The organism is Salinimicrobium gaetbulicola (genome assembly GCF_042676025.1).
GTDB lineage: Bacteria > Bacteroidota > Bacteroidia > Flavobacteriales > Flavobacteriaceae > Salinimicrobium > Salinimicrobium gaetbulicola.
The window spans coordinates 210,516-233,135 of the sequence record NZ_JBHTJP010000035.1 but is presented as its reverse complement, the minus strand read 5'-3'; the positions used below and the strand labels follow the sequence as shown (position 1 = coordinate 233,135).

Annotated in this window: 19 protein-coding genes; 13 read left to right on the top strand and 6 right to left on the bottom strand. The window is 41.7% G+C overall.

Features of this window, described 5'->3' with window-relative positions; genetic code table 11:
- Positions 1-86: 86 nt before the first annotated feature.
- From ACFQ1G_RS10350 to ACFQ1G_RS10335, 4 genes are read left to right on the top strand one after another with little or no spacing between them, the layout of a single operon-like run.
- Complete coding sequence (locus ACFQ1G_RS10350; RefSeq protein ID WP_380739270.1) at positions 87-1,097, top strand: sugar phosphate nucleotidyltransferase; 1,011 nt, start codon at positions 87-89, stop codon at positions 1,095-1,097.
- Between the two features lie 27 nt (positions 1,098-1,124).
- Complete coding sequence (locus ACFQ1G_RS10345) at positions 1,125-2,486, top strand: tetratricopeptide repeat protein (RefSeq protein WP_380739268.1); 1,362 nt, start codon at positions 1,125-1,127, stop codon at positions 2,484-2,486.
- Between the two features lie 8 nt (positions 2,487-2,494).
- Positions 2,495-3,274, top strand: coding sequence for a DUF4292 domain-containing protein (locus ACFQ1G_RS10340; protein WP_380739266.1), 780 nt, complete (start codon positions 2,495-2,497; stop codon positions 3,272-3,274).
- On the top strand, positions 3,274-4,494 hold the full coding sequence (locus tag ACFQ1G_RS10335) for a murein hydrolase activator EnvC family protein (protein WP_380739265.1): 1,221 nt from the start codon (positions 3,274-3,276) through the stop codon (positions 4,492-4,494). The genes ACFQ1G_RS10340 and ACFQ1G_RS10335 overlap by 1 nt, the downstream gene beginning before the upstream one ends.
- Before the next feature lie 6 nt (positions 4,495-4,500).
- Here the strand turns inward: ACFQ1G_RS10335 and ACFQ1G_RS10330 are convergent, their stop codons facing one another.
- Both ACFQ1G_RS10330 and ACFQ1G_RS10325 read right to left on the bottom strand, forming a co-directional pair.
- On the bottom strand, positions 4,501-5,016 hold the full coding sequence (locus tag ACFQ1G_RS10330; RefSeq protein ID WP_380739263.1) for an acyl-CoA thioesterase: 516 nt from the start codon (positions 5,014-5,016) through the stop codon (positions 4,501-4,503).
- Between the two features lie 107 nt (positions 5,017-5,123).
- Positions 5,124-6,053 (bottom strand): HU domain-containing protein, encoded by a 930-nt coding sequence (locus ACFQ1G_RS10325; protein WP_380739261.1) that lies wholly within the window; start codon positions 6,051-6,053, stop codon positions 5,124-5,126.
- A 95-nt stretch (positions 6,054-6,148) separates the two neighbouring features.
- Between ACFQ1G_RS10325 and dprA the strand changes: the two genes are divergently transcribed.
- Positions 6,149-7,249 carry a DNA-processing protein DprA gene (dprA, locus tag ACFQ1G_RS10320; RefSeq protein WP_380739259.1) on the top strand — a complete coding sequence of 367 codons (1,101 nt, stop codon included), beginning with the start codon at positions 6,149-6,151 and terminating at the stop codon, positions 7,247-7,249.
- Here the strand turns inward: dprA and trpS are convergent.
- Positions 7,246-8,214 (bottom strand): tryptophan--tRNA ligase, encoded by a 969-nt coding sequence (gene trpS / locus ACFQ1G_RS10315; protein WP_380739258.1) that lies wholly within the window; start codon positions 8,212-8,214, stop codon positions 7,246-7,248. The two genes, dprA and trpS, sit on opposite strands and share 4 nt — an antisense overlap.
- 75 nt (positions 8,215-8,289) lie before the next feature.
- Between trpS and ACFQ1G_RS10310 the strand changes: the two genes are divergently transcribed.
- Positions 8,290-9,030 (top strand): lysophospholipid acyltransferase family protein, encoded by a 741-nt coding sequence (locus ACFQ1G_RS10310; RefSeq protein WP_380739256.1) that lies wholly within the window; start codon positions 8,290-8,292, stop codon positions 9,028-9,030.
- Here the strand turns inward: ACFQ1G_RS10310 and ACFQ1G_RS10305 are convergent.
- The 3 genes from ACFQ1G_RS10305 to recA all read right to left on the bottom strand — a co-directional run bounded on the left by ACFQ1G_RS10305 (position 9,027) and on the right by recA (position 12,184).
- The gene (locus ACFQ1G_RS10305; protein ID WP_380739254.1) at positions 9,027-10,295 is read right to left on the bottom strand and encodes an outer membrane beta-barrel protein; all 1,269 of its coding nucleotides are present in this window, start codon (positions 10,293-10,295) and stop codon (positions 9,027-9,029) included. The genes ACFQ1G_RS10310 and ACFQ1G_RS10305 overlap by 4 nt on opposite strands.
- 1 nt (position 10,296) lies before the next feature.
- Complete coding sequence (locus tag ACFQ1G_RS10300) at positions 10,297-10,839, bottom strand: RNA polymerase sigma factor (RefSeq protein ID WP_380739252.1); 543 nt, start codon at positions 10,837-10,839, stop codon at positions 10,297-10,299.
- A 331-nt stretch (positions 10,840-11,170) separates the two neighbouring features.
- Positions 11,171-12,184: a recombinase RecA gene (gene recA, locus ACFQ1G_RS10295; protein WP_380739251.1), complete on the bottom strand. Its 1,014-nt coding sequence runs from the start codon at positions 12,182-12,184 to the stop codon at positions 11,171-11,173.
- Between the two features lie 365 nt (positions 12,185-12,549).
- Here recA and trhO point away from each other — a divergent pair, with 365 nt between their 5' ends.
- The 7 genes from trhO (at position 12,550) to ACFQ1G_RS10260 (ending at position 22,571) form a co-directional block, all read left to right on the top strand.
- Positions 12,550-13,581: an oxygen-dependent tRNA uridine(34) hydroxylase TrhO gene (gene trhO, locus ACFQ1G_RS10290; RefSeq protein WP_380739250.1), complete on the top strand. Its 1,032-nt coding sequence runs from the start codon at positions 12,550-12,552 to the stop codon at positions 13,579-13,581.
- Between the two features lie 118 nt (positions 13,582-13,699).
- Positions 13,700-14,851 carry a PSP1 domain-containing protein gene (locus tag ACFQ1G_RS10285; RefSeq protein ID WP_380739248.1) on the top strand — a complete coding sequence of 384 codons (1,152 nt, stop codon included), beginning with the start codon at positions 13,700-13,702 and terminating at the stop codon, positions 14,849-14,851.
- The gene (locus ACFQ1G_RS10280) at positions 14,844-15,332 is read left to right on the top strand and encodes a gliding motility lipoprotein GldH (RefSeq protein ID WP_380739246.1); all 489 of its coding nucleotides are present in this window, start codon (positions 14,844-14,846) and stop codon (positions 15,330-15,332) included. Before ACFQ1G_RS10285 ends, ACFQ1G_RS10280 begins: the two co-directional genes overlap by 8 nt.
- Positions 15,333-15,346: 14 nt before the next feature.
- The gene (locus ACFQ1G_RS10275) at positions 15,347-17,692 is read left to right on the top strand and encodes a penicillin-binding protein 1A (protein WP_380739244.1); all 2,346 of its coding nucleotides are present in this window, start codon (positions 15,347-15,349) and stop codon (positions 17,690-17,692) included.
- A 93-nt stretch (positions 17,693-17,785) separates the two neighbouring features.
- Entirely contained in the window at positions 17,786-18,490 is a 705-nt protein-coding gene (locus tag ACFQ1G_RS10270; protein WP_380739242.1) for a CoA transferase subunit A, read from the top strand.
- Positions 18,491-19,147, top strand: coding sequence for a CoA transferase subunit B (locus ACFQ1G_RS10265; RefSeq protein ID WP_380739240.1), 657 nt, complete (start codon positions 18,491-18,493; stop codon positions 19,145-19,147).
- A gap of 214 nt (positions 19,148-19,361) precedes the next feature.
- A complete protein-coding gene (locus ACFQ1G_RS10260) occupies positions 19,362-22,571 on the top strand; it encodes a M4 family metallopeptidase (protein ID WP_380739238.1) in 3,210 nt (1,069 codons plus the stop codon).
- Positions 22,572-22,620 lie beyond the last annotated feature (49 nt).

Genomic DNA, 22,620 nt, shown 5'->3' with positions numbered 1-22,620 from the left:
AATTAACAGTTAACAAAAATATACCGGGAGAATTGTGCTAAAAAATTCAACTCAATTCTCACGACTAAATACTCAAATCTGAAATAATGAAAATTATAGTACCTATGGCAGGTCGCGGTTCGCGTCTTCGCCCCCATACCCTAACAGTACCTAAACCATTAATTCCAATTGCAGGAAAACCTATTGTCCACCGTCTTGTGGAAGATATTGCCAAGGTATTGGATGAGAAGATCGATGAGATCGCCTTTATAATCGGGGAGGATTTCGGAGAAAAAGTGGAATCAGACCTTAAGGATATTGCCCAGGCATTGGGTGCGAAAGGAACCATTTACTACCAGGACAAACCCCTTGGTACCGGTCACGCAATCATGTGTGCAAAGGATTCACTTGAGGGTCCCGCGGTGATCGCTTATGCAGATACACTTTTTAAAGCCGATTTTACGTTAGATAAAGATGCAGATGGGGTGATATGGGTAAAACAGGTAGAAAACCCTTCAGCGTATGGCGTAGTGCAGCTGAATGACAAAAAACAGATCGTTGACCTGGTAGAAAAGCCATCTGAGTTCGTTTCAGATCTTGCTGTGATCGGGATATACTACTTCAAAGATGTTGCAGTCCTGAAGAATGAACTTCAGGAAGTTCTGGATAAGAACATCATAAGAGGCGGGGAGTATCAGATCAATGACGGGATCGAAGCCATGAAACAGAAAGGGAAGATCTTTGTTCCCGGAAAAGTGGATGAGTGGATGGACTGCGGGAACAAACAGGTGACTGTTGAAACCAATACCCGCATGCTCAATTTCCTTCAGGAAGACGGGGAAGAACTGGTTTCTAAAGATCTGAAAATGGAAAATTCAGAGATCATTGAACCTTGCTTTATTGGGGAGAACGTGGTGCTTAAAAATGCGAAAATTGGTCCGAATGTTTCCATCGGAAATGGTTGTAAGATCACGAACTCGACTATTGAGAACAGTTTGATCCAAACCTTCTCGGAAGTTGAAAATGCCAAACTTAAGAACGCCATGATAGGAAACTTTGCTAAATTTAATGGTGAGTTTACTGAGATCAGCATAGGCGATTATTCGGTTTTAGAATAGATAATTAAAACATAAGGCGAAAAAAGTATGAAGAAATATTTCCTGATAATCACCTTTTTCGCCTTGCTATCTTTTTCCGGTTCAGTCAATGCTCAGGAAAAGGGAAAACCTGTGGTGGAAGTTGCTTCAGATTCTCTGGGCGATGTAGAAGATGCATTCCAGGAATACTTTTTTGAAGCTCTTAAACAAAAGGCAATCGAGAATTACGGGAAGGCTATAGATGCCTTGCTTAAAAGCCTTTCTCTGGAGGCGAGACCGGTAGTTTACCTTGAGCTAGGAAAGAACTTCAATGCCTTACAGCAGTTTGATGAAGCAGCTGCTTATCTTGAAACGGGACGCAAAAAAGTTCCCAAGAATACGGCGATTTTACAGGAGCTCTATAAATCGTATTTTTTAAGCAGGAGCTTCGAAAAAGCGTTACCGGTAGTGAAGACCCTGGCCATTCTGGATACTTCTTATTCCGAAGACCTGGTGAACCTTCAAATTCTGAATGAAAACTTTGATATCGCCATAAAACTCCTGGATTCATTAGATGCGAAAAAAGGCTCCAGTACCAGTCGCGATAGTTTGAGAAGGCAGGTATATTCCCAAACCAATAATGTAGATGCACAACTTAAAGAGTTGCAGGACAACATCGCTAAAGATTCTACCGATGAGAAAAGTTATCTGAATCTCATTTTTGTATACAGTGAGAATGGGCGCCCCGAGGAGGCTTTTGAAACGGCCAAAAAACTCCTTGAAATGGATCCCGAATCAGAATTGGTGCACCTGGCGCTTTATAAATTTCATCTCAATGAGAATGAAACGGAAGAGGCCGTTGAATCGATGAAGGTCGTGCTCTCCAGTGGGGAAATAGATGAATCGACTAAATATCAGGCGTTGAACGATTTTCTGCTGTATGTTTCAGAAAACCCAACGCTGGAGGATGAGCTTATTACGCTCGTTGGAATCTTTTCAGAGGAGGAAAATAATACCAAGGTTTATGGGCAACTAGGAACTTTTTTTCTTGAAAAGAGAAAAAAGGAACAGGCTTTGAAGTACTTCGAACTGGCGCTTGAGACAGAAACCGATAATTTTGGTCTTTACCGCGACGTGCTGGAACTGCAACTGGAATTCGATAAGAATGAAGAAGCGGTGGCATTAAGTGATAAAGCCCTGGAGATCTTTCCGTCCCAACCTATGTTGTACCTTTTTAAAGGGAAAGCGCTGAATGAATTGAAGAAGTACCGGGAAGCCGAGGAAAGTCTGCTTTTTGGATTGGATTATTTGATCGATGACCGTGTAATGGAAACCAGTTTTTATTCGGAATTGGTTAATACTTACAACGGGTTAAATGAGCCGGAAAAAGCTTCGAAATTCAGAGAAAAGGCAAATGAACCCGAAAATTAAAAAAATTGATGAATAAGAAATTTCAAATAACGCTCTTACTGTTTTCCTTAGTGATCCTGGCTTCCTGTGGTAGCCGTAATGCAAAGATGGGAACCGTGGCGCCCGAAGATGAGGCTCTCGCGGCAGTGGTAGCACAGCATTACACTAATGAAGCCAATTTTGAGACGCTACAGGGTAAACTGAGTGTACGATACTCGACCGAAGAAAGGGATCAAAGCGTGACCGTGAATTTCAGGATGAAGAAGAATGATACTATCTGGATGAGCGGCCAATTACTGGGCATTCCATTAGCTAAGGTCATGATCACTCCAAATTCAGTGCGCTTCTATGAAAAGATCTCAAAAACCTATTTTGATGGTGACTTCAGGTTGCTGAGCGATCTTTTGGGAACTCCCCTGGATTATCAAAAAGTTCAGAACTTATTGATAGGGCAGGCTATTTATGATCTCAGGGATGAGCGGTATAAATTAACCGAATCTTCACGAGGGTATCAGCTGGAGCCTTCCGCGGAAGGATTTTTGAAAAAACTATTTCTTTTGGACGCCGGTAATTTTAAAGCCGTAGCTCAGCAAATAGGGCAGGCGAACGCGAACCGAAGTGTGACGGTCACTTATCCCCAGTATCAGAAAATAGGCCAGCAGTTATTTCCGGGTGAGATACAGATTGTGGCCAATGAAGGCGCACAAAACACCCGAATAGATATGCAGTTTAGAGGAGTTGATTTTAATGTGCCTGTATCTTTTCCATTTTCCATACCTTCGGGCTACGATGAAATTTCACTAGAATAATGACAAGACCCCTTGTAAGACATTTGATCCTCATAGGTTTGCTGTTTTTTAACCTGCAAACTTTTTCCCAAACCGACAAACGTGAAGAGCTTGAACAGCGCAGGCTGGAACTTCAACAGGAGATAAAACGGATCAATAACCTCAGGACCTCGAACCTTAAGAAGGAGAAATCTATCCTTACCGAGGTGGAAGATCTTCAGCAGAAGATACGCGCTACCGAGAGTCTTATCAGGGTCACCAATCAACAGGCAAACCTGCTTACCCGTGAAATAAATTCCAATCAGAATAAGATCGGGACGCTTCGTAAGGAGTTGGAGAAGCTGAAAGAGGATTACAGCAGGATGATCCAGAAGTCCTACAGAAGTAAAAGTCAGCAAAGCAGGATCATGTTCCTTCTTTCCGCGGAAAGCTTTCTACAGGCCTATAAAAGGCTTCAGTACATGAAGCAATATGCCAACTACAGGAAACAACAGGGAGATGAGATAAAAACCCGCACCGAAGATCTTCAAAAGTTAAATCAAAACCTGGCAGAGCAGAAAAAGACCAAGGAAAAACTGATCGCCGAGAACAGAGCCACCAGGGCGCAGCTGGAGGAAAGTAAGAAAGCGCAGGAAGTTTTGGTTTCCACAATTCGAAAAAAGGAGGGACAATTTGCTGCCGAACTCAACAGAAAACAAAAGGAAATTAATTCAATCGACCGAGCTATTGAAAAAATAATTGCCGATGCTATTGCAAAAAATAATGAAGAAAGCGGATCTACTTCTAGGGAAGTATTTGCACTAACTCCTGAAGCCAAGGCTCTTGCCGCGAACTTTGCATCGAATAAAGGTAAATTGCCGTGGCCTGTTAGAACTGGTACCGTTGTCATGAAATTTGGAGTTCAACCTCACCCCATTGTAAAATCGGCAACTAAGAACAGTAATGGAGTTAGAATTGCTACAGATCCGGGATCCAGTGCTAGAGCCGTTTTTGCCGGTACCGTAAGTGAAATAATAGCAATAAAAGGCTCAAGTTTAATGGTCATGCTAAGGCATGGTGATTATATAACCGTGTACAATCATCTTTCATCTTCAAACGTTCGAAAGGGTCAACAAGTAAACATGGGTGATGAAATCGGAAAAATTGCAACTGATATTACAGACGGCCGAACTACATTATACTTCGTAATGTTTAAGAACAACCAAAAGCTAGATCCGGCTGACTGGATCTACAAAATGTAATTACAACTAACTGTTTTCGAAAAGGGCTTTCAGTTCAGTGGCTTCTCCCGGTTTCATTTTCCCGGCGAGCACCAAACTCAATTGTTTTCTTCTTAAGGCAGCGGCGAAACGCTCTTTTTCAAGATCGGTTTCAGGCTCAAGAGTTGGAATTTTAACCGGAGTTCCGGTTTCATCGACTGCTACAAACGTGTAAATAGCTTCATTTGCCTTACTTCGGGTACCACTCTCGCGGTCTTCGACCCAAACATCGATATAGATCTCCATAGAGGTCTTAAAAGCCCGGGAAACGGCCGCTTCTACGGTCACTACACTCCCAAGAGGCACTGCTTTATTAAATGCAACGTGGTTTACAGAGGCAGTCACTACTATTCTTCGGCTGTGACGTCTGGCAGCGATACTGGCAGCTCTGTCCATTCTCGCTAATAATTCCCCTCCAAAAAGGTTGTTTAAGGGATTGGTTTCACTAGGTAAAACCAGGTCGGTCATAGTAGTTCTGGATTCTTCCGGAGTTTTTGCGTGCATGAAGCTAAATTTTTGGCAAAGGTAAGTTGCTTTAACAAACCATTCGCGTTAATGGTATATTAAAATACTATTCTCCCAAAAAGGATGTTGATAGATGGGTGTTGTAATTACAGCTCCTGTACCAGTAACCAGGCACCAGGATTGGCAGTTTTTACTTCACGTAGAGCTCTTAAGGCTTCCAGTCTGTCTTCGTAGCTGCTGTAAACAACCTGGTGAAGCCCGAACCTGTTCGCACCGATCTCGCGCGCCTTATGCCCTTCGGCCTTTAGCTGCTGCACTTTCTTTTCTGCATTTTCCTGCATTCTGAAAGCACCCGCTACAATGTGGTATTTTCCGGTTTGCTTTGAAACCTTTAATGTCACAGCTGGCAGCGGATTGTCAATTACAAACGTTGCCTGCTGAATTTGGTTTTCCAATTGGGAAGCCGCTTTTTGCTGTTCGGCTATATTGTGTTCGTTAACCTGATTGCTGTAGAAATTCAGGCCGGCAGCACCACTAAGTCCTATGGCAAGCAATCCTACGGCGGCATATTTCAGCCAGTTGGAAGCTCGTTTTTCGGGAGTGAAAGCTACTGGCGCTTTCTCTTCCAGAGCAATTGCTTGTTTCTTGTAGGTTTCCCTGGTAATTTCTGAAGAAGCAACCGAACTAAGTCCAAAAGCTTCCGTCAGGTAATCATTATTAGAAGAAGGCTCGAACTGAAGTTTATCATCTTCTGTAAGCCTTAAAGATCCAACAGGACCAAAACTAACGGTCTTGTTTTCCTTTAGAACGGTATTCAGTTCCTGAACGAAAGAATTGATCTTGAAAATGGCATTTTCATACCCGGTCTTTTCGGCCTCCATGATATAATTAGCCAACAAACCATCGTTGTTAACCAACTGGCGGTTAAAAGAAACCGTCTTTTTAGGAGGGTAGAACTGGTTGGTAGCTGAATGAATTTGAGCTGAATGCTGTTGGGTGATAAATGCACCGAATCCCGGTAGGATCACACATTCATACCGGTACAAAAGATCGTGTATGTAATTTTCTACTGCCATTTGAACAAATGTAAAACATTTTAATTTCAGATAAAACAGCCCGGGCCAATTTTATTAACAAATTTTTAGACTAAATTTAAATATATCCAATAAGCATGCATCTGTCTGATCTACAATTTATTCTGGCGCTACAGCACGTCCCGAACCTGGGCGATGCCACGGCTAAAAAACTCATCAGGCATGCGGGTTCTGCGGAAGCTGTTTTCAAAGAAAAATTGAACACACTGCTTAAAATTGATGGGGTTGGTAAATTCAAACTTCAAGATCTGAAGGATCCTTCTCACCTCCGCGCAGCTGAAAAAGAAATTGAATTCATAGAAAGGAACAGGATCAAATGCCTCTATTTTCAAGATGAGGATTATCCTGAAAAACTTAAACATTGCCTTGATGGTCCAATTCTCCTTTTTCAACGTGGAAATATCGATCTCAAACAAAAAAAGATCATCAGCATAGTGGGAACTCGCAATGCGACCAATCACGGCCTTGCATTCTGTGAGCGATTGATAGAAGAACTGAGTCCCTTAGATCCGGTTATCGTTTCGGGGTTTGCTTATGGAATCGATATCTGTGCCCAGAAGGCTGCGGTTAAAAATGAACTTCAAACAATTGGTTGTCTTGCCCATGGTTTGAACCAGATCTATCCGAAGATCCACCAGAAATACGTGAGCGGCATTGAAGAACACGGAGGCTTTTTAACTGATTTCTGGAGTGCTGATGCCTTTGACCGTAATAATTTTCTAAAAAGGAATCGCATAATCGCGGGGATGAGTGAAGCGACCATCGTCATAGAAAGTGCCGAAAAAGGAGGTTCTTTAGTGACGGGTGATATTGCCAATTCTTATAACCGGGAAGTTTTTGCAGTGCCCGGTCGCCCGTCAGACACTCAAAGTTCAGGTTGTAATATGCTTATAAAATCACAGCAGGCACATGTTTTAACCAGCGCTGCTGATCTACTCTATATCCTGAACTGGCATCCTGAAGAAAAATTGAACCCTGTTCAGAAACAGCTTTTTGTAGAGCTTGATTCCGAAGAGAAATTGCTTTACGGCTACCTTAAAGAAAACGGAAAAGAGCAATTAGATCTAATCGCTCTTAACTGTAGTATCCCAACTTTTAAGGCCGCAAGCCTTTTGTTGAATATGGAACTTAAAGGGGTTGTACGGCCGTTGCCGGGTAAGCTTTTTGAGGTGATCTAATACCCGAGCTTTTCACGAACTTTGGCCAGAACCTTATCGGCGGTTTCGTGTGCTTTTTTCGCACCTACTAGCAAAGCCTCTTCGATCTTAGCAGGATTTTCCATGTAGTAGTGATATTTCTCACGCTCAGTTTCAAATCTTGCGACGATAAGTTCGTAAAGTGCCTGTTTGGCGTGGCCATAACCATAATTCCCGCCTTCATAATTGCTGCGCATCTCTGCGATCTGCTCTTTGGAAGCCATGATCTTATAAAGATTGAATACGTTGCAAGTATCTGGATCTTTAGGCTCTTCAAGTGGTGTACTGTCTGTCTGGATACCCATGATCTGTTTGCGCAGCTTCTTATCGGTAAGGAAAATATTGATAGTATTTCCTTTTGATTTACTCATTTTTGCGCCATCGGTCCCCGGTACATACATGGTCTCTTCCTGTACCTTAGCTTCTGGCATTACGAAGGTTTCTCCCATTTTTGTATGGAACCTCGATGCTACATCCCGGGTCATCTCCAGGTGTTGTAGCTGGTCTTTTCCTACCGGAACTATTTCTGCGTCATATAATAGAATATCCGCAGCCATTAACATCGGGTATGTGAAAAGTCCTGAATTCACATCTTCCAGCCTGTCTGCCTTATCTTTGAAAGAATGCGCCAGGGTAAGTCGTTGATATGGGAAAAAACAGCTCAGGTACCAGTTGAGTTCGGTCACCTGTGGAATATCACTTTGACGGTAAAAAACAGATTTTTCTATGTCCAAACCAAATGCCAGCCAGGTGGCCGCAGTAGAAAGGGTGTTTTCTTTCATGATCGCCGCATCTTTGATCTGTGTTAAAGTATGCAGGTTAGCGATGAAGAGGTAAGAATCATTTTTTGGATCGTTGGCCATGTTAATAGCCGGGATGATCGCTCCTAATATATTTCCTAAATGGGGTGTTCCTGTGCTTTGAATTCCTGTAAGTACTCTGGACATTGGCTTTTTCTATTTTTGAACAAAGGTATCTATTTTAAGGAATTCCTTCAATCCATTTGCTTATTTTTGGTGCTTATGCAGATCCTCAGGTCATTTTTAAATGCCTTATGGCGAATTTGGTTTTACATCCTAATGGCTGTTCCCATAATCGTATTTTTCCCCTTCCTGCTTTTATTCACTTCGCACACAAAATTTTATCCTCAATTCTTTCTATTAGCGCGTTGGTGGGCTTTCTTTATTCTCTACGGAATGGGATTCTTTCCGAAGATAAAGCGGGAACAACAACTGGAAAAGGGGAAAAGCTATATGCTGGTGGCCAATCATACCTCAATGACAGATATTATGTTAATGCTGGCTACCGTGCGCAATCCGTTTGTTTTTGTGGGGAAAAAAGAACTGGTGAAAATACCCCTTTTTGGATATTTCTATAAACGCACTTGTATCCTTGTAGATCGGGGAAATCAGAAAAGCCGGAAGGAGGTTTTTGACCGAGCTCAAAAGAGACTTAATGAAGGGACGAGTATTTGTATTTTTCCGGAAGGAGGTGTACCCGATAATCTTGATATGATACTGGATACCTTTAAAGATGGTGCCTTCCGACTGGCCATTGATCACCAGATCCCTATAGTGCCTATTGTCTTTTATGATAACCGAGACCGATTCCCTTATATCCTATTTGAAGGTAAACCTGGAAAAATGCGTGTAAAGGTCAAGAATTTTATAGATACCGAAGGAAAGACTCAGGAGGATAAAAAAGAACTACGCGAGAAAACCCGTAATCTGATCCTGGAAGAACTTTACAACCCCGATTTTTAGAATTTAAAGCTAAACCCTGAATAGATACCCAGGTAGTAAGGCTGGTTGCCCGAGGACTGAGAATTAAAGGTGTTGAATTGATATTTCAGCATTGGCTCCATGTTCAGCTTGAATTTTTCAGAAAGATTGTAATCAAGCCCTAAACCAATGTTTGTGCTGAAACTAACCTGATTGAGGTTGTTGGCTTTTCCAACCGCCGAAATATTTCCGTCGTTCACAGAAATCTTATTTTCATCTAGGAACAAGGTACTGGCACCTCCAATAAGATTCAGCTCAAATCGTTTATCGATAAGATTATATTCAAGCTCGACAGGAACCTCGATAAAGCCCATTTTTTGATTCAGTAACCCCGAATTCATTCTACCAATGGCATCTTTGGTGGTATTTGAAAGTGGTTGCTTGGTTAAGTTTCCTTTAGAATTAACTTCTACACCGGGATCCTCATTTAAGGCGATTGCATTTGATGCAGCCGGCCCCACTATGGCATTGTACGCAATGTTACTGGTGTTGTAGCTCATGGAAACCTTGTTCACCCCAGAACGGATCTTCACCTTATCTGAAATAGAATACGCGATGTTGATCCCGTAGGAATAAGTGATCTCGCTTTCTTTACTGTTCTGGCTGAATTGCGAACCAAGGAAATTTCCGTTTCCAAAATTACCGTAATAAATAGGGGCGGCATGGGTGGAAACTTCAAAATTCCCTTTTGAACCGCCTTCAGCCACTTCTATTTCAGGTTCAGTTATGGCATCAAAAAGAGACTTTTTATTCTGAAGTGTTTCTTTTTTAGAAGGACCCTCACTGGTCTTGGTGGAAGCTATTGTTTTTTCTGAAGAACTGATGTTTTCCCTTTGAACAGGCGTTTTCAGCGGAATTACCTTTACTTCAGAAGGAACTTCGGAAGCTTTAGTTTTTTTCTTTTCAAAAACGGGTGTCGCATTGGTTTCGTTGCTTTCTGCAGGAATTTCAGAAGTGGAATTATCGGCTATGGAAAGGTTGGTTTTATCAAAGGTTTCTTCCAGATCTTCACTTGCTATAAGGCTAGTGTTGGAAACAGGGAACATCCATTCACCAATTAAGAAGATGATGGCTAGTACAGCAGCTATTCCTGCAACGCGTGACCAAATTGGTGCAACGATAGGACGGCGACGCTCTTTTTCTTGCAGTTTCGCTGAAATGTTCCGCCAGATAGCTTCATTGGGAGTAGCTTCAAAATCTTTGAATTTCTCCTGGAATAACCTATCTATGTGTTTTCTTTCACTCATTTTATATCGACCGGGCACTCGATTTATTGAGGCCTTTCTCAATCTTTTCTTTCAAGATCACCCGGGCTCTGGCCAGGTTAGATTTAGAAGTTCCTGTAGAAATATTCATGATCTCAGCTATTTCCTTGTGAGAGAAACCGTCCAGCACATAGAGGTTAAAAACCTGTCTGTATCGATCGGGTAGCTGCTGAATGATTTCCAGTAGATAATCTACTGAAACAGTATCTTCATCAATTTCAATCTCCGGTTCTTTTAAATGATCATCATTGATGATCTCAAAAACCGTTTGTTTTCTAAATTTTTGTAGGGCGGTATTAATAGCAACCCTTTTCATCCATCCTTCAAAAGAACCTTTGTGTTTATACTGTGGGATCTTTTTAAAAATCATTAAAAATGCATCCTGTAAATTATCTTCTGCCTGCTGGTAACTGGCAGAATATTTAAGGCAAAGCGGGAATAATTTATGCGCATAGAGCCTGTAAAGCTGCTCTTGCGCTTTTATATCCTGTTGCTTGCATTTTTTTATGAGTTGGTTGATCCCCAATATGAACTAAATTGTTACAGTTGTTTTCAAAAATGAAAAAGGAAGAATCCTTCCGGCCATGACTTTCCTGCCAGAACTTAAATATATAAAAATCATTCGTCACGGCAACAACATTTGTCTTTGGAACCAGTGTTAAATCTTCACTTTCAAAATATTGCATAGGGGGGTCGTGCTCCGTTTTGGAACTACAGAATAAGGGCAAAAGTGAATTGGATTCCAATAGCTTCATTAAATTCAGGTTATTTGGGGACCTGTCTTTATCAGATGCAATTTGGACTGAAAGGTTGCGCCTGAAAACAAAAAATCCCGAAAGATTCGGGATTTTATTTGCTTATGCTTTAGCGACTTTGATCGCGTCTTTGATCTTTGTTTCCAGTTCCTCCATGAGGTCGGGATTGTCTTTTAGAAGCGTTTTCACCGCGTCACGGCCTTGTCCCAGCTTGGTGTCTTCATAACTGAACCAGGAACCGCTCTTTTTGATGATCTCATAATCAACACCTATGTCGATGATCTCACCAATTTTAGAAACTCCTTCTCCATACATGATGTCAAATTCGGCTGTTTTGAAAGGAGGAGCAACCTTGTTCTTCACTACTTTCACACGGGTCTTATTCCCCTGTACTTCACTGTTGCTATCCTTGATTTGGGTAGACCTTCTAATGTCAAGACGAATGGAAGCATAGAATTTCAAGGCGTTACCACCTGTAGTAGTTTCAGGGTTTCCAAACATCACTCCAATCTTTTCCCTTAACTGGTTAATGAAGATTACCGTGCAATGTGTCTTGCTGATAGAAGCTGTTAACTTTCGTAGAGCCTGAGACATAAGACGGGCGTGTAATCCCATTTTTGAATCTCCCATTTCTCCTTCAATTTCACTCTTTGGAGTAAGGGCAGCCACAGAATCCACCACGATAATATCGATAGCTCCTGAACGGATCAGGTTATCTGCGATCTCAAGTGCCTGCTCCCCGTTGTCCGGCTGAGAAATGATCAGGTTTTCAAGATCGATCCCTAATTTTTCAGCATAAAAACGGTCAAAAGCATGTTCAGCATCAATAAAAGCTGCAATTCCACCGGCTTTTTGAGCCTCTGCAATGGCATGAAGCGTCAAAGTTGTCTTACCCGAAGATTCAGGTCCGTATATTTCGATCACTCTTCCGCGCGGATAACCTCCAACCCCTAATGCAAGGTCCAGTCCTAATGATCCGCTGGAAATAGCTTCTATATCCATCACAGACTGGTCACTCATCTTCATCACCGTTCCCTTACCGTAGGTTTTATCCATCTTGTCAAGAGTGAGTTTGAGGGCCTTTAATTTTGCTTCTTTTTCTTTCTCGTTACTCATTATTTTCAGCTTCTATTTATATGATATTGGTGCTAAAATACTAAGTTTTTGTATCGACGCAACATTAATACGCAACCTTTTTTACTTTCCTGCATCTATAGGGTAAAGCAACACTATAACTAATGAAATTTTTAAAAAGGAATATTATTCTAAGTATTTCCGGTGCTGCCTCAGTAGTGAATCTGAGTTGTAGTTGCCGGGTGGACGGTGGCTAACGTTATTTCTATTTTTAGTTGAAGAATTAAAAAATATTAATAACGAATTAGCCGTTCGAAAAAAAATGCCCCGATGCAAAATCCGGGCATTTTTTCATTTAAAGCCTTACCTTTGCGCAAAATTCTTTAACCTTAAAAAATTAGTATAGCATGCAACTGTACAATAAATTAAGCGCTAAAGAAAGAGAAGCACTCCTTGAAGAGGCCGGAGAAGACCGCCTTACGCTCTCTTTCTATCAGTATGCAAAAATTGGAAACCCCGAATTATTTAGAAATCACCTTTTCGTAGCCTGGGATCAAATGGAAGTGTTAGGACGTATCTACGTCGCGCACGAAGGTATCAACGCCCAGCTTTCTGTTCCGGCAAAAAGATTTGAAGAGTTCAAAAACTTCCTTGACGGAATCTATTTTCTTGAAAATGTACGTTTGAACATTGCTATTGAGCATGATATTAAATCATTCCTGAAACTAAAGGTGAAAGTGAGGGAAAAGATCCTTGCCGATGGTTTGAATGACGAAACCTTTGATGTAACCAATAAAGGGGTACATGTGGATGCGCAAAAATTCAATGAACTTCTTGATGACCCTAATACCGTACTGGTTGACATGCGAAACCACTATGAGAGTGAAATAGGTCATTTTGAAGGAGCTATGACACCAGATGTGGATACGTTTAGGGACAGTCTTGATATAATTGAAAAAGACATTCAGGAGTATAAGGAAGACAAAAACCTGGTTATGTACTGTACAGGTGGAATTCGATGTGAGAAGGCCAGTGCGTACTATAAACATAAAGGGTTCAAAAAGGTTTTTCAGCTTGAAGGCGGGATCATAGAGTACGCTAGGCAGGTTGAAAACCTGAAACTGGAAAATAAATTTTTAGGTAAAAACTTCGTTTTTGACCATAGAAGAGGTGAACGCATAAGCGAGGACGTTATCTCAAATTGCCACCAATGTGGAAAACCTTGTGATACCCATGTGAACTGTGCCAATGAAGCCTGTCACCTGTTGTTCATTCAGTGTGAGGAATGCGCTGAAAAAATGAATACCTGCTGTTCTACCGAATGCCAGGATATCGCAGCTTTACCGTATGAGGAGCAAAAAGCACTTCGTAAAGGCAAGGGTAACAGCAACAAAATATTCAAAAAAGGACGCTCAGAAGTTCTTTTATACAAACGGTGACAATTAGTTTCTCCGCATTGCGTTCCATAAATAATGGTATATTTACCTCAGCAGTTTTATAAATAAAATAAAATCCAGACGCTGGAACACCAGCGTCTAGGATTACAATATATAGATTATGGGATGTAGTAGTTGCTCGACCAAAGATGGTCAGCCGAAAGGATGTAAGAACAACGGCACCTGTGGGACAGACGGATGTAACAAATTATCTGTTTTTGACTGGTTGTCAAATATGTCACTTCCGCAGGGAATGGAGCCGTTCAATTTTGTGGAAGTCCGTTTTAAGAACGGGCGGAAGCATTTCTATAAGAATACCGAAAATTTAAGTTTAAGCATAGGTGATGTGGTTGCAACCGAAGCAGCCCCTGGACATGATGTTGGAGTAATTTGTCTTACCGGAGAACTGGTACGGGTACAAATGAAAAAGAAAAAGGTACGACCAGACAGTAAAGAAATCCTGAGGGTTTACCGAAAAGCTTCACAAAGAGATATTGATATCTGGCAGGAAGGCCGTGACCGGGAAGAAAAAATGAAGGTGCGTGCCCGTGAGATCGCAATTAGACTGAACCTTCAGATGAAGATCAGTGATATCGAATTTCAGGGAGACGGTTCAAAAGCCACATTTTATTATACTGCCGAAGAACGTGTAGATTTTCGCCAGTTGATCAAGGAATTCGCACGCGAGTTCAATACCAGGATCGAAATGCGACAAATTGGTTTCCGTCAGGAAGCCTCCAGGCTTGGAGGAATTGGTTCCTGCGGAAGGGAGCTTTGTTGTTCTACCTGGTTAACCGATTTCAGATCGGTGAATACTTCCGCTGCTAGATATCAACAACTTTCCCTCAACCCTCAAAAACTTGCAGGACAGTGTGGAAAATTGAAGTGCTGCCTCAATTATGAGCTGGACACGTATCTTGATGCGTTGAAAGATTTTCCGAAGAGCGATGTGAAACTTCACACTAAGAAAGGTGCAGCGGTATGTCAAAAAATAGATATTTTCAAAGGTTTACTTTGGTATGCTTATGAAGGTGACTGGAGCAACTGGCATACGCTTACAGCAGAACAGGCCAATACCGTTATTAAAGCAAATTCTAAAAAGGAACCTGTAAACAGCCTTGAGGAATATGCCGTGGAAATACCTCAGGAGTCCAAACCAGATTTCACTAATGCGGTAGGACAGGACAGTCTTACGAGATTTGATAATAAAGGCTCCGGGAAAAAGAAGCGTAAGAACAAACGTAAAAAGAGAAAACCTCAAAAGAATGGGTAAGGGAATACCTTTTTTCATTTTTTGCAGCCTCCTGTTCCTTGTTTCCTGTGATAAGACCAGGGTGCATGACGATTATCAAAGTCTTCCCAATGAATGGCATAAGGATTCGGTGGTGACCTTCAAGGTAGAGGCGCCCGATACCCTCAATGAATATAACCTGTTCATTAATCTTCGGAATAATTCAGATTATAAATACAGTAACCTGTTCGTAATTACCGAGATCAATTTTCCCTACGGAAAAGTGATCAGTGACACGTTACAATATGATATGGCGAAACCTTCAGGAGAATGGCTTGGTACAGGCTTTGGTGAGGTGAAAGAAAGTAAACTTTGGTATAAAGAGAACTTCCGGTTTGAGGAAGATGGTGAATATTCAGTAACCATTCAGCAAGCCATGAGGAAAAGGGACAGTACTAAAGGAATTGAACGACTTGCCGGGGTGACCGAAGTTGGATTCAGAATAGAAAAGACCACAAATTAATTTATCAGCAGCCCATGGGCAATACTAAGAAAACTGCGAAAGAAAAAAAGCAGGAGGCCGAAAAAAGAAGGAAATTCAGTAAATATAAATCCTGGTTCTGGTCCCTTTTTGCAATAGGGATCTCCCTGGGAGTATTATTGTTCTTACTGGCAGGGTGGGGTGTATTCGGTCCGATGCCTACCTTCGAGGAACTCGAAAACCCTGAAACCAACCTGGCAACAGAGATCTTTTCTTCTGATGGAGAGACGTTGGGGAAATATTACAATGAGAACCGTACCCCGGTAAAATTTGATGACCTGCCGCCTCATTTGATCGAGGCGCTAGTTGCTACTGAGGATGAGCGTTACTTTGAACATGCAGGTATTGATGCCAGGGGGACTTTGAGAGCAGCGGTTTACCTGGGTAAAAAAGGAGGGGCGAGCACCATTACTCAGCAACTTGCAAAACTTCTTTTTACTGAAAATGCTTCCCGAAACCCACTTTCGCGTATAATACAAAAAGCGAAGGAATGGGTTATTGCTACCAGGCTGGAGCGACAGTACACCAAGGAAGAGATCATCACCATGTACCTCAATAAGTATGATTTTCTGTATCAGGCGGTAGGAGTGCGTTCGGCTTCAAAAATTTACTTTGACAAGGAGCCTAAAGATCTGAATGTCGAGGAGTCAGCGGTTCTTGTGGCCATGTTGAAAAACCCGATCCTATATAATCCTGCTAAGGAAAAATTCAAGGATAATGCACTTTCCCGCCGAAATGTGGTTCTGAGTCAGATGGAGGTAAACGATTACATTAGTGAAGCTGAAAAAGATTCTCTTCAGCAATTACCTTTAAAGATAGATTTCACTCCTCAAGGACATGATGAAGGTATTGCAACTTACTTCAGGGTGTATCTTCAGGGATTTCTTAAAGATTGGATCGCAAAGAATCCGAAGCCCGATGGAACCGAATACAACATTTACCGTGACGGGTTAAAAATATACACCAGTATCGATTCCCGTATGCAGGAATATGCCGAAGAAGCGGTGAAGATGCACATCTCCAATCTTCAGAAGGAATTTGATCGTCAAAATGCGAATAATAAGACCGCTCCTTTCAGAGATATTACTCAAGGCGAGGCGAACGACCTTATTAAAAATGCCATGCGACGAAGTGAGCGCTGGAGAGTTCTTAGATCTCAAGGATTGTCGGAAAAGGAAATCGAAGCCTCTTTCGAAAAAAAGACCGAAATGCAGGTATTTACCTGGGATGGAGTTAAGGATACTATCATGACTCCCAGAGATTCTATAAAACATTATAAATCACATCTGCTTGCGGGAATGATGTCCATGACCCCACAAACCGGAGAGGTAAAGGCGTGGGTAGGAGGTGTGAACTTCAAACATTTTAAATACGACCACGTTAAGCAGGCGAAAAGACAGGTTGGTTCCACCTTCAAGCCATTTGTCTATGCCACCGCTATCGACCAGTTGCACTTGTCACCTTGTGATACTTTGCCTATGTCCCTCTACACTATTGAAGCGGGAAAACACGGCAACATGAATGACTGGACCCCAAGAAACAGTGGTGACAGCAGTGATGAGTATATTGGAATGGTAACTTTAAAGAAGGCTCTTGCAAAATCGGTTAATACGGTTACTGCAAGGCTCATTGACAGGATCGGGCCTAAACCTGTGATCAACCTTATTGAGAAACTGGATATTGATACCCGAAATATTCCTGAAGTTCCTTCGATTGCTTTAGGAACGGCTGATCTTAGTGTTTTTGAAATGGTATCGGCATATGGAGCTTTTGCCAATGAAGGTGTTTATGTAAAACCTGTGATCGTAAACAGGATCGAGGATAAGAACGGAACCATCCTTTATCAGCATGTGCCTGAAACAAGAGATGTGTTGAGCAGTGAAGCTGCCTATGTTACCCTAAATCTAATGGAAGGGGTTACTCAATATGGATCTGGTCAACGCTTGCGCGGAAACTGGGCAGTCAATGCAGACCATTATAAACGTGCCGTTACCGGCTATCCTTATGAATTTGAGAATCCTATTGCCGGAAAAACAGGAACCACACAAAATCAAAGTGATGGTTGGTTCATGGGAATGGTCCCAAATCTGGTAACCGGAGTTTGGGTGGGAGCTGAAGATCGTGCTGTTCACTTCCCGGGGATCACGTACGGTCAGGGAGCTACCATGGCGCTTCCAATTTGGGCGATCTATATGAAGAAAGTGTATGGAGATAAAGAACTGAACGTGTCAAAAGAAGCTTTTCCAAAGCCGGAGAACCTTACCATTGAAACCAATTGTGAGAACTACGGAAAGAATGGAGAAAGCGAGGTTGATTCGCTTCCGGACGAACTCGACTTCTAGAACGAACATATTACTATAAAAATCACATTTATGGCCGTGAATCCGTTGGGACACGGCCATTTTTTTGTATTTTTCGGAATAAAATAACTAACAATGATCAAGAAAACTGTAGAGGATGTGACCAGAGCTCTGGAAGGAGTTCATGACGGTATGACCTTCATGCTGGGAGGATTTGGTTTATGCGGAATTCCCGAAAATTCAATCTCTGAACTGGTTCGCCTCAATGTCAAAAATCTTACTTGTATCTCCAATAACGCAGGGGTGGATGATTTCGGATTGGGATTATTGCTTCAGAAGAAACAGATCGATAAGATGATCTCTTCCTATGTGGGGGAAAACGCCGAATTTGAACGTCAAATGCTTAGCGGGGAACTCGAAGTGGAATTAACACCACAGGGTACACTTGCAGCTAAATGCCAGGCTGCCCAACAGGGATTTCCTGCGATATATACTCCAGCAGGTTACGGGACTGAAGTAGCCGAAGGGAAAGAAACCCGGGAATTTGATGGAAAAATGTATGTTCTGGAGGAAGCTTATAAAGCAGATTTTGCCTTTGTGAAGGCTTGGAAAGGGGATGAAGCAGGAAACCTTATTTTCAAAGGAACTGCCCGCAACTTTAATCCGTTAATGTGCGGTGCCGCAAAAATTACCGTGGCTGAAGTGGAAGAACTTGTAAAGCCGGGTGAATTAGATCCTAACGAGATCCATATTCCGGGAATTTTCGTGCAACGGATCTTCCAGGGTAAAAATTACGAAAAACGAATTGAGCAACGAACTGTTAGACCAAAATCGAACTAAATGGCTTTAGATAAAGAAGGAATCGCAAAACGAATCGCGAAAGAAGTAAAGGACGGTTACTATGTGAACCTGGGGATAGGGATCCCCACTTTAGTAGCCAATTTTGTTCGAGATGATATTCAGGTAGAATTTCAAAGTGAGAACGGGATTTTGGGAATGGGTCCTTTTCCAATAGATGGAGAAGAAGACGCCGATTTAATTAACGCAGGAAAGCAAACCATTACCGCTTTACCTGGTGCCAGTTACTTTGATTCGGCCATGAGCTTTGGAATGATCAGGGGACAGCATGTTGATCTTACCATTCTCGGTGCTATGGAAGTAGCTGAAAACGGAGATATCGCAAACTGGAAAATCCCTGGTAAAATGGTCAAGGGAATGGGTGGCGCTATGGACCTTGTAGCCAGCGCTGAGAACATTATCGTTGCGATGATGCACACGAACCGCGCAGGAGAGTCAAAACTCCTTAAAAGATGCTCCCTACCATTAACAGGGGTAGGCTGTGTTACCAAGATCGTAACTAATCTCGCAGTACTGGAAGTAACCAATGAAGGATTTAAACTTTTAGAAAGAGCTCCTGGAGTAAGTGTGGAAGAGATCAAAAACGCCACCGAAGGTACCCTCATCGTTGATGGAGAAATTCCTGAAATGCAGCTGTAAAGAATTACATTATAAATTCAAAAGGTCTTGTTCTAATTAACAGAGCAGGAATGATAAGGGTGTAGCATTGCTACACCCTTTTTTCATGCATTTTAATTACTTCTGCAATAATCGCTGAAATGCGTTATATAATAGATGAATTGTGTTAAAACTTTAGTGAAGCTTAATAATTTTCCTACTTTGTGGCGTTAAACCCCAAATACCACCTACTAAAATGAAGAAAAAATTACTCTTTAAATCCGTGTTAATCGCGGGATTAAGCCTTTTTACGTTTCAGGCAAATGCGCAGGATTCTGAAAAGGACGTAAAAAAAAGGATCACTGATGAAAACGGGAAACCTACCCTTATCGTTTTCAAAGAAAATTCAAGTTTCAATGCCAGTGATTATCGGAAACTGTTTAAAGAACAGTTGCAAGCCGGTGACCGGGTAAACTTTTCGAAAGTTAAATCAGAAAGGGATAATGCCGGTTATAAACATGACAAGTATCAAATGTTCTATGATGGTGTAAAAGTGGAATTTGCTACTTACACTATTCACTCAGAGGGTGAGCGATTGCAGTCCATGAGTGGTGAGTACTATGATCTTGAAGAAGTAGATGTTACGCCGAAGCTTTCCGGCTCTGTGGCTTTTAGAATGGCTGTACAGCACATTGGAGCTAAGTCTTATTTGTGGGAAGACCCTGCAAGTGCTTCTAAAATAGGCTATGAAAAACCAGAAGGTGAATTAGTTTTATTGCCAACCGGGAAATTTGAAGTTGTTAATGATAAAAGTTTCAAAGAAGAAGTTCGGCTGGCTTATAAATTTGACATCTATGCAACAAGCCCCGTAAGTCGTGGGGATCTTTATATAGATGCCCAGAATGGCAGGGTATTACTTTATGATGCAACCATTAAGCATTTAGGGAAGTACAGCCATTCAAATTCTTCAAAAAAAGCAAAGTCAAAAAGTGGAACATCTGCATTAACATTAGCCACAGGAAATGCGGCCACTCGTTATAGTGGTTCTCAAACCATTCAAACTTCTTTAAGCGGATCCTCTTATATCCTTTCTGATGTTACACGGGCAAATGGTGTACAGACCTATGATATGAATACAGGCACCAATTATAACAATGCCGTGAACTTCACAGATAATGATAATAACTGGACCGCGGCTGAACATGATAATGCAGCAAAAGACAATGGAGCACTTGATGCGCATTGGGGAGCTCAAAAAACCTTTGATTACTTGTATAACGTACACAGTAGAAACAGTTTTGATAACCAGGGAGCAGCGATTAAGAGTTATGTTCACTTTGATGTGGCTTATGATAATGCCTATTGGAATGGGAGCGTCATGACCTATGGTGACGGTAGCGGAACTTATTTTGATGTTCTTACCTCTATTGATGTTGCGGCTCATGAAATTGGCCATGCCGTTTGTGAGACTTCAGCGAACCTGGTTTACCAAAAAGAATCGGGTGCCATGAACGAAGCCTTCTCTGATATTTGGGGAGCCTGTGTAGAGTATTATGCAGCTCCTTCAAAATCCACATGGTTAATCGGGGAAGATATAGAAAGAAGATCCGGGCATGCTGCCTTGAGATCCATGAGCGATCCAAAATCTGAAGGACAGCCGGACACTTATGGCGGTACTAACTGGATTAATCCGAATTGTACACCAACAGATCAAAATGACTACTGTGGAGTTCATACGAACAGCGGTGTTTTAAATCACTGGTTTTATATACTCGCCGTTGGAAAATCCGGCACCAATGATCTTGGGAACTCTTATAATGTAACAGGGATAAGTATAGACAAAGCTGCTAAAATTGCATATCGATTGGAAACCGTTTATTTATCGGCTAATGCTACCTATGCCAACGCAAGAACTTATGGAATTCAGTCCGCTGCAGATCTTTATGGAGCAGACTCTCCTGAAGTGATTGCAACAACCAACGCATTCTATGCGGTGGGAGTAGGTGCTGCATATGGAGAAGTTAATTATTGTACATCTAAGGGAAATAGTGTTTCTGATGAATATATCGGTCGGGTGCAGTTAGAAGGTATAGATAATACTTCTTCCGGAGGAAACGGTTATAGCGACTTTACTTCTATCTCTGCTAATTTATCTAAAGGAAATTCGGCTACCATAACCGTAACGCCAACCTGGACAGGTACTGTTTATAGTGAAGGATATGCAGTATGGATAGATTACAACCAGAATGGAGATTTTGGAGATTCCGGAGAATTAGTCTGGAGTAAAGCGGCATCTAAAACCACTCCGGTTTCTGGTTCGTTTACGGTTCCCACTTCAGCCAAGGATGGAGCGACCCGTATGAGAGTTTCTATGAAATACAATGGTATCCCTACACAGTGTGAAACTTTTTCATATGGAGAAGTAGAAGATTACACCATAAATATTGGAGCAGGAGCTCCGGATACTCAGGCACCTTCTGCACCTGCTAATCTGGCAGCTAGCGGAACTACTCAAACCTCTACTTCACTTTCCTGGAATGCTTCTACAGATAATGTGGGAGTAACAGGATATGATATTTACAAAAACGGTAGCTTCCTTGCTACAGTTGGCACTACCAGTTATACAGCGAATGGTCTCACAGCTTCAACCACCTATAGTTTTTATGTAAAGGCGAAAGATGAGGCGGGGAATGTTTCCGCAAAATCGAATACAATTTCTGTGACCACTTCCGGTAGTGCTGTTACATACTGTAGCTCTAAAGGAAGCAATTCCAATTATGAATGGATAGACCTAGTTCAATTGAATGATCTTAATAATGTGACCGGAAATGACGGTGGTTATAAAGATTATACAGCCCTGAGTGCAAGTTTACCATATGGTTCTAATACCATTTATATAAGTACAGGATTTGCCAGTTCTTCCTATACCGAATACTGGAAAATATGGATAGATTATAATAAAAATGGAACTTTTGAATCATCAGAACTGATGGTGAGCGGATCTTCTTCCAGCAGCGGTACATTATCGGCAAGTTTTACCGTTCCTTCTACTGCAGCTGCAGGAGCTACCAGAATGAGGGTTTCCATGAAATATAATTCGGCTCAAACTGCCTGTGAAACATTCTCATATGGAGAAGTAGAAGATTATACAGTAATTGTGGGTCAATCTTCTGCTTCAATTGCAAATATAAATTCTGCACACCAGACTTTGGAGCCGATGGGGAATGAGCCAAATATTTTTGATGTCAGCTTGTCTCCAAATCCGGTTGTAAGCGGAAACCGTTTAACTGTTTCGTTACCGGAAAACCGAACTCTTGATTATGGAATATTTAATTCTGTTGGTTTTCAGGTAGCAAAAGGAAAAGTTGATAATGATATAAATGTGGGAGCCCTGAAAAGTGGCACTTACGTTATTAAATTTAGTGACGGTCAAAAAGAGATCGTCAAAAAATTCATTAAGCTATAACACATTACAGCAAAAAAGACCCGGAATTTTTTTCGGGTCTTTTTATCAT